Source organism: Alcanivorax sp. (assembly GCF_051117345.1).
Lineage (GTDB): Bacteria > Pseudomonadota > Gammaproteobacteria > Pseudomonadales > Alcanivoracaceae > Alcanivorax.
Window position 1 is genome coordinate 1 of sequence record NZ_JBNPEC010000117.1, and the last position, 11,121, is coordinate 11,121.

The 11,121-nt window shown below is 59.1% G+C and carries 11 protein-coding genes and 1 tRNA gene; 2 read left to right on the plus strand and 10 right to left on the minus strand.

Annotated features, from left to right (window positions below):
• Nucleotides 1–837: pyridoxal phosphate-dependent aminotransferase (locus ACFE0K_RS07715; RefSeq protein ID WP_434535513.1), on the plus strand; the 837-nt coding region annotated here is incomplete at its 5' end.
• Between the two features lie 179 nt (nt 838–1,016).
• On the opposite strand, the gene secF is transcribed toward ACFE0K_RS07715, so the two are convergent.
• The 10 genes from secF to lptF form a co-directional block, all read right to left on the minus strand.
• On the minus strand, nt 1,017–1,940 hold the full coding sequence (secF, locus tag ACFE0K_RS07720) for a protein translocase subunit SecF (RefSeq protein WP_434535514.1): 924 nt from the start codon (nt 1,938–1,940) through the stop codon (nt 1,017–1,019).
• A gap of 13 nt (nt 1,941–1,953) precedes the next feature.
• Nucleotides 1,954–3,834 carry a protein translocase subunit SecD gene (secD, locus tag ACFE0K_RS07725; RefSeq protein ID WP_434535515.1) on the minus strand — a complete coding sequence of 627 codons (1,881 nt, stop codon included), beginning with the start codon at nt 3,832–3,834 and terminating at the stop codon, nt 1,954–1,956.
• 126 nt (nt 3,835–3,960) lie between these two features.
• Complete coding sequence (gene yajC, locus ACFE0K_RS07730) at nt 3,961–4,305, minus strand: preprotein translocase subunit YajC (protein ID WP_434535516.1); 345 nt, start codon at nt 4,303–4,305, stop codon at nt 3,961–3,963.
• A 35-nt stretch (nt 4,306–4,340) separates the two neighbouring features.
• Entirely contained in the window at nt 4,341–5,453 is a 1,113-nt protein-coding gene (gene tgt / locus ACFE0K_RS07735; protein ID WP_434535523.1) for a tRNA guanosine(34) transglycosylase Tgt, read from the minus strand.
• A gap of 9 nt (nt 5,454–5,462) precedes the next feature.
• A complete protein-coding gene (queA, locus tag ACFE0K_RS07740; RefSeq protein ID WP_434535517.1) occupies nt 5,463–6,506 on the minus strand; it encodes a tRNA preQ1(34) S-adenosylmethionine ribosyltransferase-isomerase QueA in 1,044 nt (347 codons plus the stop codon).
• 132 nt (nt 6,507–6,638) lie between these two features.
• Nucleotides 6,639–7,109 carry an RDD family protein gene (locus ACFE0K_RS07745; protein WP_434535518.1) on the minus strand — a complete coding sequence of 157 codons (471 nt, stop codon included), beginning with the start codon at nt 7,107–7,109 and terminating at the stop codon, nt 6,639–6,641.
• Between the two features lie 103 nt (nt 7,110–7,212).
• A tRNA-Leu gene (locus ACFE0K_RS07750) sits at nt 7,213–7,299 on the minus strand.
• Nucleotides 7,300–7,357: 58 nt separating this feature from the next.
• Nucleotides 7,358–8,074, minus strand: coding sequence for a PP2C family protein-serine/threonine phosphatase (locus tag ACFE0K_RS07755; RefSeq protein WP_434535519.1), 717 nt, complete (start codon nt 8,072–8,074; stop codon nt 7,358–7,360).
• A gap of 2 nt (nt 8,075–8,076) precedes the next feature.
• A complete protein-coding gene (gene lptG, locus ACFE0K_RS07760; protein ID WP_434535520.1) occupies nt 8,077–9,138 on the minus strand; it encodes an LPS export ABC transporter permease LptG in 1,062 nt (353 codons plus the stop codon).
• Complete coding sequence (gene lptF, locus ACFE0K_RS07765; protein WP_434535521.1) at nt 9,135–10,241, minus strand: LPS export ABC transporter permease LptF; 1,107 nt, start codon at nt 10,239–10,241, stop codon at nt 9,135–9,137. The genes lptG and lptF overlap by 4 nt, the downstream gene beginning before the upstream one ends.
• A gap of 346 nt (nt 10,242–10,587) precedes the next feature.
• On the opposite strand from lptF, the gene ACFE0K_RS07770 reads away from it, so the two are divergent.
• Nucleotides 10,588–11,121 (plus strand): M17 family peptidase N-terminal domain-containing protein (locus ACFE0K_RS07770; RefSeq protein WP_434535522.1); only part of this gene is annotated, 534 nt, incomplete at its 3' end.

Sequence of the window (11,121 nt, forward strand, 5' to 3'; positions counted from 1 at the left end):
CCCGGACGGGAGTTCATCGTCCCGGATCCGTCTTTCATGCTTTACGGTCCCCTGATCCGCATGAATGGCGGCACCGTAAAGTCCATTGCCACCCGCGCAGAGAACAACCATCAGCTCGATCCCCAAGAGGTCATTGATGCCATGGGGCCAAACACCTTTGCCGTGGTACTCAATTCCCCCAGCAACCCTACCGGTACTATCTACCCACGGGAGACCATCGAAGCCATCGTGGAAGAGGCAGCCTATCGGGGGATTCATGTGATCAGTGACGAGGTCTATGACCATCTGATCTACGATGGCCGGGATTACCCCAGTGTGCTGTCCTGCTGCTCCGACCTGGATCATGTCATGGTCATCAGCAGCTTCTCGAAAACGTTTTCCATGGCCGGCATGCGCATCGGCTGGCTGATCGGCAGCCAGGGCGCCATCAAGAAACTGCGGCGCTACCATATGTTCACCACCACCGTGGCCAACACCCCCTGCCAGTGGGCCGGGGTCGCCGCCCTGCGTGGCAGCAATGATTTTATTGATGGCATGGTGGCGGAATACCAACACCGCCGGGATAGGCTGGTAGAACTGGTGGGCCAGACCCCGCACCTGACCGGCTATCAGCCGGACGGTGCTTTCTACCTGTTCCCGTCTCTACCGGACGGGGTGGACGGCGCCAACGTGGCCCTGAAGCTGCTACGCGAAACCGGCGTCTGCACCATCCCCGGCGACACCTTCGGCGAGGCCGGCAAGCACGCCTTGCGCATCAGCTATTCCACCTCCCTGGACCAGATTGAGGAAGCCTTTGAGCGCATCATCCCATGGATGAAAAAACAGAACTTCGGCTAAATGGCGAGGTGCGAGTCACGAGAAGCGAGCCACGAAAAACAAACCCGGTTTTGCCTTTCGCGACTCGCACCTACAGCGGCGTCGAAACCCTCTCGACTTACAGACACAAAAAAGCCGCGACGAATCGCGGCTTTTCTGATTTCAGCTATTAACTATTCACTGTTAACTCTTAACTGCTTTTAAGGTGTTTCATCCAGCTCTTCCGGTTCCGGAATCAGGAAGTCTTCCTTGTCGACCTTCATCATGAACAGGATGTTGGTCACCACGTAGATGGAAGAATAAGTCCCCACCATCACACCTACGATCAGTGCTTCGGAGAACGATTTCATGACTTCGCCACCGAAGAAGAACAATGCCACCAATACCAGCAACGTTGTCAACGAGGTGTTGATGGTCCGGGTCATTGTCTGGTTCACCGCACCATTGATAATGGATTGCGGATCCATGTCACGGGTACTGCGAAACTCGTCGCGAATCCGGTCCGCCACTACGATGGAATCGTTCAGTGAGTAACCGATGAGCGCCAGTACCGCCGCCAGCACCGTCAGATCAAACGGCCATTGCAGCAATGAAAACAGACCCAGCACGACGATCACGTCATGGAACAGGGCCACCACAGTGGCCACCCCGAACTTGTTGGAAAAGCGGAACCAGACGTAGAGCATCATCAGCCCCAGCGCCAGCAACATGGCAGTGCCGGATTCATCGCGCAGTTCATCGCCCACTTGCGGGCCGACAAACTCCACCTTCAGCAACTCCAGATCACTATTGCCCGCCTCAAGCGCGTCAAACACCACATAACCGATCTTGTCCGCATCCACGCTGTCCTTGGGAGCCACACGGATATTCACTTCCTTGGGCGAGCCATAATGCTGAACCACCGCATCACCGAAACCGGCCTCGGCCAAGTCCGCCCGGGTCTGGGACAGCTCCACATCCACCGGGCTTTTTACCACGATGGTGGTACCGCCGGTGAAATCCAGGCCCAGGTTCAGGCCACGGGTCACCAACAGAATCACTGAGATGACCACCAGCGCAATGGACAGGATGCCCAGGGGTTTCCGGGCAGCCATGAAATTGATGTTCATTTCTTCCTTACTCATCGCCATCACCGCCTCAGATACTCAGTTTGGCCGGTGCACGGGCACCGCGACCGTAGATCATTTCCACCATGGCACGGGTGCCAATGATAGACGTGAACATGGAAGTGAGAATGCCGATGAACAGGGTTACCGCGAACCCCTGTACCGACCCGGTACCGGCAGCAAACAGGATCACCGCCACGATCAGGGTGGTGATATTGGCATCCAGAATAGTGGTAAAGGCCTTACCGTAACCTTCTTCAATGGCCTGGAGGGGTTTCAACCCCCGACGAAGATCTTCCCTGACTCGTTCAAAGATCAGCACGTTGGCGTCCACCGCCATCCCCACGGTCAATACAATACCGGCGATACCGGGCAGGGTCAGGGTGGCACCGGGAATCAGTGACATGATTCCAACGATGATTACCAGGTTACCCAGCAGAGCCACATTGGCCACCAGCCCGAACACCTTGTACCAGACCGCCATAAAGATCAGTACCAGGGCCAAGCCCAGCGCCATGGATTTGAGACCGGCTTCAATGTTTTCCGCCCCCAGGCTTGGCCCCACGGTGCGCTCTTCGACGATGCTCACCGGCGCCGCCAGGGAGCCGGCGCGCAGCAGCAGCGCCAGCTCAGAGGCCTCTGCCGGATTATCCAGACCGGTGATACGGAAACGACTCCCCAGGGTATCCTGAATGGTGGCCACGTTGATCACGTACTTGTCGGTAGTACTAATCATCTTGTCCACCAGGCTGCCATCCTCATCCTCGACCTTTTTGACATCGGTCTTGGTTTCGATGAACAGCACGCCCATGGGATTGCCCACATTCTTGCCGGTGATGCGCTGCATGCGTTTGGCACCATCCGCATCCAGGGTCACATTCACCTCCGGTGAGCCGTTCTGCTGATCGAAGCCCATGCGCGCATCAATCACCTGGTCGCCGGTGGCAATCTTGGATTTGCTCAGGGCGACAATACGACCTTCCTGCCCCTTGAAGGGGAAGAATTCAAGCCCTGGCGGCGCCACACCGGTGCGCAGGCGGGCGGAAGACACACTGTTATCCACCAAACGGAATTCCAGGGTCGCGGTACGACCGAGAATCCGGCGAGCCTGGGAGGCATCCTGAATCCCCGGCAACTGCACGACAATGCGATCAGAACCCTGACGCTGCACCACCGCTTCGGCCACACCCAGCTCGTTGACCCGCTTGTTCAGGGCGGTGCGGTTCTGGTCCACCGCATAGTCCTGCATTTCCTTGAGCGCGGCATCGTTCAGTGTCAGCACCACTTCCGGGTTATCCCCGGCGGGTTTCATGGCAAATTTGTCCAGCGCCCGGCGCAACGGCGACCGGGCAGCATCGGCGGCCACCTGATCGGCGAAGGTTGCGGTAATGGTAGTGCCATCAACGTCCACACTGCGGTAGCGAACCCCGGCATCGCGCAGGGTCAGCTTGGCATTACCCGCCCAGGCTTCCATGCGGCTGGTCACCACCTCGTCCATATCCACTTGTAGCAGGAAGTGCACCCCACCACGCAGATCCAGCCCCAGATTCATGGGGCTGGCGCCCACGGCACGCAGCCATTGCGGGGTGGTGGCTGCCAGGTTCAGGGCCACCACATAGTTATCACCCAACAGGTTGGCGGCGATTTCCCGGGCACGCAATTGCGCTTCCGTATCGCTCAGGCGTACCAGCAGAGAGGTGCCAACGCTCTCGCCGGGACCGGGGCTGAGGCCGGCATTTTCCAGGGCGCCCAGCACTCGTTGACGTGCCACATCGGTGACTTCGCCACCGGCTTCGGCATGGCTGATCTGGATGGCAGGCGCATCAGGATACAGATTGGGGAGCGCATAAAGGCCGCAGACAATCAGCGCAGCCATTAACAGGAAAAATTTCCAGCGGGGGTAGCGGGTCATAGTTCTTTCCGGTGTTGCCGGTCCTTTGAGCTGGGTATTGAAGGCGCTGCGCCTTCAATCCCTTGACAATACAGGCATCAATTAGCCTGCAAAAAGCCCCGTACTCGACGGGGCTGACCGTTGTTTTTAGATGGACTTCATGGTGCCTTTGGGCAGGGTCGCCTGGACGCTACCTTTCTGCAGCTTGATTTCCAGGTTATTGCTGATTTCCACTACCACGAAGTCATCGGTGACCTTGGTGATCCGACCCAGAATGCCGCCGCTGGTGACCACTTCATCACCCTTGCTCAGGCTTTCCACCAGGTTCTTGTGTTCCTTGGCGCGCTTCTGCTGCGGACGAATCAGGAAGAAGTAAAACACCACCATCATCACCACCAGCATGATCAGTTCCACACCACCAGGGCCTGCAGGCGCAGCAGCGTAAGCCGGGGAAATCAGGGCGGTGGCCAACAGGGCCAGGAGGGAACGCATTGCGATGTTCATTGAATACTCCAATCGATAAATAGCTACAGCGCTGGCGTAGTCTGGCCTCGCGCTGCGTAGAAGTCGTCCACAAAGGCGGACAATGTACCCCCTTCAATGGCCCCCCGCAATCCAGCCATCAGGCGCTGATAATAACGCAGGTTGTGGATGGTATTGAGTTGGGAGCCCAGCATTTCGTTGCAGCGATCCAGATGATGCAGATAGCTGCGCGAGAAATGCTCGCAGGTATAGCAGTCACAATCAGACTCCAGGGGAGCCAGATCGTGACGGTGTTTGGCGTTGCGAATTTTTACCACACCTTCGGCGGTAAACAGGTGCCCGTTGCGGGCATTACGGGTGGGCATCACGCAATCGAACATGTCCACACCGCGGCGGACCGCCTCAACGATGTCGTCCGGCTTGCCCACACCCATAAGGTAACGGGGGCGGTCTTCAGGCATATGCGGGGCGATGGCACCCAAAGTGCGCAGCATCTCTTCCTGGGGCTCGCCGACACTGAGACCGCCAATGGCATAACCGTCAAAACCGATATCCACCAGCCCGGCCAGGGATTCCTGGCGGAGGTTGTCGTACATGCCACCCTGGACGATGCCGAAACAGGCCGCATCATTACCCTCATGGGCCTCTTTTGAACGCTGGGCCCAGCGCAGGGACAGCTGCATGGAATCCCGGGCCTGCTGTTCGGTGGCAGGGAACGGGGTACATTCGTCAAAGATCATGCAGATATCGCTGCCCAGGGAGCGCTGCACCTGCATGGCCTTTTCCGGGGTCAGCTCCACCCGATCGCCATTGATGGGGTTCTTGAACACCACCCCCTGCTCGGAAATCTTGCGCATGTCGCCCAGGCTGAACACCTGAAAGCCGCCGGAATCGGTGAGGATCGGCTTGTCCCACTGCATGAAACCATGCAGGGAGCCGTGAGCTTCAATCACTTCCGTGCCGGGACGCAGCATCAGGTGGAAGGTATTGCCCAGGCAGATTTCAGCGCCGGTATCCGCCAGATCCCTGGGCAGCATCCCCTTGACGGTGCCATAGGTGCCCACCGGCATGAACGCCGGTGTCTGGATGGTGCCGCGCGGGAACGTGATCTGCCCACGCCGCGCGGCACCATCGGTGGTGCTGAGAGAAAACTGCATTCGAGACATTCAGAGCCCCTCTGCGGGAGGCACATCCACCCGCTCAATAAACATGGCATCGCCGTAACTAAAGAAACGGTATTGCGCGTCGATGGCCGACTGGTAGGCCGCCATCACCCGGTCGCGGCCAGCAAAGGCGCTGATCAGCATCAGCAAGGTGGATTTGGGCAGGTGAAAATTGGTTACCAGACAATCCACAAGGCGGAACCGGTAGCCTGGATAGATAAAGATGTCGGTCTCCCCCTGCCCGGCACCCAGACCGCCCGATTGGCTGGCCGCTTCCAGTGCGCGCAGCGCGGTGGTGCCAACCGCCACAATCCGGCCGCCACGGCCATGAGCCTGCGCCACCTGCTCCACCAGTGAGTCGGGAATCTGATAACGCTCACTGTGCATGTGGTGATCTTCCACCTTGTCCACCCGCACCGGCTGAAACGTGCCTGCACCGACATGAAGGGTGACGAAGCCGATATCCACCCCGTGCTGCTCCAGGGCCGCCAGCATCTCATCGTCAAAATGCAGGCCCGCTGTGGGGGCCGCTACCGCACCCGGTTCACGGGCATAGACCGTCTGGTAGCGCTCCATGTCCCCGGCTTCATCGGGCCGGTCGATATACGGCGGTAAGGGCACATGACCAATACGCTCCAGCGCGCCCAACAAGGTGTCGCAACCATGAAACTGGAGCATGAACAGGGCATCGCGGCGACCGGTTACCTGGGCGCGCACGCCATCGTCGAACTGCAGCCAGGAGCCCGGTTTCGGCGACTTGGACGCACGCACATGGGCCAGGGCCTCGTGGTCATCCACCACCCGCTCAATCAGCACCTCCACCTTGCCGCCGCTTTCCTTCTGGCCAAACAGGCGGGCCGGAATCACCCGGGTGTCATTGAAAACCAGCAGATCACCAGGGCGCACATGGGAGAGCAGATCCGGGAATTTCTGATGCCGGAGGGCATCCCGGGTCAGCGCCAACAGGCGGGCATCACGGCGCTCGGCGGGAGGATGACGGGCAATCAGCCCATCAGGGAGATCAAAATCAAAATCGTCGACGTTCACGTACTGTACCGGCACGGAAGCTATAAGGGGTGGCAAGGATACCTGCTATCCAGCGAGGAAAAAACCGTAACCCGCGGCAGGCCTTGCCTAGCAACCCCGCCGCAGGGGACGAGCCTGCACGCATTTTCCGGGTCAGGAACCTTTGCGTTTCTTCGGTAACTCCACCGTGGCAGTGGCGGACAGACGATCGTGCAAGGTCTGATGCGGTGCGATCAGCACCACCAGATAGCCGGCGCCGAATAGCGCCCAGGAAACGCAGGCGCCCAGAAAGCGGACCACGGTCTGCCACCATTTGACCGGCCCACCCCGATAATCCTGCACCTGCAACCGCCAGGCACGCATGCCCAGCGTCTGCCCGCCGCGCATCCAGAACCAGGCATAAAACAGCCAGGTCTCCACCAGCAACAGGGGCAACAGAATGCCTTTCAGGTAACCGGGGGCCGCACGGGTCACGCCGTTGATGGACTCCTCCGGCAAACCGGTGTGAGGATACACCAGCACAAAGAGGCCGGCGGTCACGAACCACAGCGCCAGCACCAGAAAGCCGTCATAAACCAGCGCCATAAGACGTTTCAGCAAACCGGCAGGTTGCAGCTGTTCCATCAGGTCACTCCCATTCAGCGTCGGGCGATTGTGCATTTGGCGACAAGCCTGTGCATGCAGCGCCCATAAAAAAGCCCGCACTAAGCGGGCTTTTTTATTCGTTTGGTACCAGAGGCCGGACTTGAACCGGCACGCCCGTGAAGGCAACGGATTTTGAATCCGTCGCGTCTACCAATTCCACCACTCTGGCAGTGGGGCGCGAGTATACCAGCAGATGGCGGCTTTGCCAGCCTCAGAGAGATATTTGTCTATTCACTGCGCCCATCAGCGGACACTTTTACCGCTGTCACATTATCCTGGCTGCCGGCATTGAGCGCAGCCTTGAGGATAGCGGATTCGCTGGCCCCCTCCGCCATCAGCTGCCCCAGCTGGTCCACTGTCAGCACCGAATGCACGCCGTCGGAGGTCAGCAGAAACTGCTGGTGCGCTGAAATATCGAAACGCGCCTGCTCCAGTTCCAGCTTGTCGCCATTGCCGATGGCCTGGTAAATCACATGGGCTCGGGGGTGCGTCATGGCCTGACGTTCATCAATCTCACCCGCGTCGACCAGGGCCTGCACCGGGGTATGGTCACGAGTGAGCAGCACAGTGCCCTGGCCGGTATGGCGGTAGAGCCGGGCATCGCCGGCCCACAGCACCGCGGCTTCATCCCGGTAAATCAACAGCACCACCACGGTGGCCCCCATGGGCTTGCTGCGCAGGTGCAAGGCGGCGTGATGACGAATGGCGTGGTTAGCGGTCAGCAGGGCGGATTCCACGGCCAGGAGCCGATGGGCGATACTGCCTCCTAGCGCCACAGCATCGAGGGACTCACGAATAATGGTAGCGGCCAGATCACCGGCATCATGGCCGCCCATGCCATCGATCACTGCCCACAGACCGTCGCCATCCCGGCACACCAGGGTGTCCTCATTGGCAGGCCGCCGCCCTTTGTGGGTGCGTCCCTGCCCCCTCCAGATTGTCATTATTATCGTACCCGTTGCAGCAACCAAATCCCCAGGATCAGACACAGCGCCGGTGGCACTACTGCAGCCATCAGTGGCTCGGTGTGAAACACCAGCGACAGTTGACCAAAAAACTGCTGGCCATAATGGAAGATCAGACCTGCCACGATCCCCGCCGTCAGGCGCAGGCCCATGGTCACTTCGCGCAAGGGGCCAAACACAAAGGAAATGGCGATCAGCACCATGCCGATGGTAGCCAGCGGCATGAACAACTTCTGCCAGAAACTGAGCATGTAATCGGCGGTTTCCAGCCCCTGGCGCTTCAGGTAATCGGTGTACTCCAGCAACTTGGCCATGGCCAGATGATCCGGCTCAAGCACCACGATGCTAAGCAATTGCGGCGTCAATTTGGTTTGCCACTCGGCGCTATCGCGGCTGAAGATTTCGGTGCCTTCGTCGGAAAGCCGGGTTCCCTTGACCCCCTCCAGCGACCAGTAATCTCCCTGGTAGATAGCTCTCTCCACAAACTGGGTTTCCGTGAGTTTGTGGTTGTCATCAAAACGATAGCGGGTAAGGCCGTGGAGCACGCCGTTGGGCTGCACCGCATTGATATGGATAAACTCCGGGCCTTCCCGGTGCCAATAGCCGTATTTGGAACGCAACGCCTCACCGCCGCCCTCGGCCATGGAGCGATTACTCTGGGCCACCTGCTCCGAGTAAGGGGTCAGGTATTCGCCGAGCGGAATGGACAACAGAATCAGCAGGAAAACCGGACGCAGCACCAGCCAGCTCACCTTCAGCGTGGACACACCGGAAGCCCGAATCACCGACAATTCACCACTGTTGGCGAGCAAGCCCAGGCCAATCAACGTGCCCAGCAAGATCGCCATAGGCAGATATTCATGCACCCGGCGCGGCGTTGTCGTGAGAATAAATTGCAGCGCCTGCATGGCCTGGTAATCCCCGCGCAGACCTTCCAGCTCATAGATAAAACCGAACAGACAATCCAGGCCGACGATAATGCCCAGAATGGCCAACGTGGGGATCAGCACCGCTCGCCAGAAGTAGCGTTTCAACAGTCTCACGCCGGCCTCCTGCGGCGGAAAATCCGCCCACCGAAATACAACAGAAACACCACTACCACAGCCGTCAGGTGCACCCAGCCGGTATGCAGATACCAGGGCAGCACACCCTCATGGTCCTCAATGGCACTGCGCGTCACCAACAGCATGCCTACATACAGCATGTAGCCCAGCACCGCCGGGATCAGCCGGTAAAAGCGCCCCTGCCGCGGGTTGACCCGAGCCAGAGGAATCGCTGCCAACGCCATGATCGGCACGGTAAGAATCAGGGAAATACGCCATTGCAATTCGGCCATGGCATCGTGATTACTGTCGCGCTCGTCAATCAGCGCCGGAGTGGGACGGCCGCGTACCTTGGGGGGGCGACTGTCGGTCCGCTCCTTGCCAATCCGTACCCGCGCCTCCTTGAAGCCGATTTCCTTGTAGTCACTCTGGCCCGGCTTGCCCTGGTACTGAAAACCCTCTGTCAGCAGCAAATAGCTGATACCGTCTTCCTGCACCAGCTTGCCGCTCTTGGCCCATACCGTCAGCAGACGGTCCGCTTCCCCCCGGGCCTGGAAACGGGCGTCGGCCACAAACACATTTTCCAGCACGCCTTTTTCCCGGTTCATCTGTTCCGCATAGGTGGCGCGCTGGGTATTACTGGAGCCCTTTACATGGAAGCGTCCGGGAGTGAGGAGTTCCAGCACCGAGCGGTCTTTCTGCTCTTCAAAGATGCGGTTCACTTCCGCATCCCCACGCGGCGTCACATAGAGGGAAAACATGGCCACCAGAGTGGTGGCCATGAGAATCGGCACTATTAGCGAACGGACGATCCGGCCATTGCCCTGACCACCAGCCTGCAGCACCACCATCTCGTTATCCATGTGCATGCGCCCGAGCACAAGCAACAGGCCGATATAGAGACTCAGTGGAACGATCATCTGCAGGAATTCCGGCATCCGGAACGCCATCACCAGAAACAGGGCGTCGGCGGCGATTTCACCGGCGGCGGCCTCGGCGAGATATTTGATAAAGCGGCCACTGACCAGCACCATCACCAGAATAAAGGTGACCATGACGGTGGTCAGGAAAACTTGTCGGTTAATATAACGATGAAGAATCAAGGGCTGGCCCACTCATTCTTGTCTGCAAAAAGGCACCGACACCTGATAAAGGCAGCGCATGAAAGCCTGCGGTGGCGATACATACCGCGCGGGCAACCGAACCCTCTGGCACCTGCGGCAGCAGTGAATGGGCTCTAGTGTAACTGACTGGCCGGCCAAGGTGATAATGATGCGCAGGGAAATACCCGTGACACCGATGATTTCGCCAGTAAATGATCGGTCTTGCCGGCTGGGGCCGATTGCGTTTAGCCGCCGAACAGCCCAATATTTCCCTGTTTTCCGCACCGGCAAGCCCTTTTGCCGCGTGCCATACCTTGATTGATTTGGAGACAGCATGGATTTCGCAGTGAGCAACAGGTCCCTGGACAAATTCAAAGCCGACGCACTGATTCTGGTGCTGGGCAAGAACGGCGATCTCCCCGAGACGCTGCCGGAGAGCACCCGCGACCAGCTTACCCGTTTCATCAAGGCCGGCGATTTTGACGGCAGCAAAGGCCAGATGTGCTGGCTACATCAGCCGGAAGGCCTGGCCGCCGCACGCCTGCTGCTGGTTGGCCGAGGCGACAAGCAGCTTTCCGACCAGCAGTGGCAGGATCTGCTGCGTAACACTGTGAAGGCAGTCAGCAAGGCCCCGGTCAAGCACGCACTCTGGCTGCTCGACGGCGATCTGCCAAAGAGCCTGGAATGGCAGGCCCGTGAAGGCACTCGCGTGGCGGAAGAAAGCACCTACCGTTTCGACCAGTACCGCAGCAAACCGGCGCCGGCCAGCAAACTGAACAAATGGACCTTTTGGCATGCGGAAAAGGATGCCGCCCTGAGCAAGGCCAGCAAGATCGGCAAGGGCGTGGCCGACGGCGTCAACCTGGCCCGCGACCTGGGC

Bases quoted from the DNA above. Each gene is read 5' to 3' on its own strand.
- yajC (WP_434535516.1), bottom strand. From the start codon at position 4,305: ATGCGTTCCCTCCTGGCCCTGTTGGCCACCGCCCTGATTTCCCCGGCT.
- secF (WP_434535514.1), bottom strand. From the start codon at position 1,940: ATGAGTAAGGAAGAAATGAACATCAATTTCATGGCTGCCCGGAAACCC.
- tgt (WP_434535523.1), bottom strand. From the start codon at position 5,453: ATGCAGTTTTCTCTCAGCACCACCGATGGTGCCGCGCGGCGTGGGCAG.
- ACFE0K_RS07745 (WP_434535518.1), bottom strand. From the start codon at position 7,109: ATGGAACAGCTGCAACCTGCCGGTTTGCTGAAACGTCTTATGGCGCTG.
- ACFE0K_RS07755 (WP_434535519.1), bottom strand. From the start codon at position 8,074: ATGACAATCTGGAGGGGGCAGGGACGCACCCACAAAGGGCGGCGGCCT.
- secD (WP_434535515.1), bottom strand. From the start codon at position 3,834: ATGACCCGCTACCCCCGCTGGAAATTTTTCCTGTTAATGGCTGCGCTG.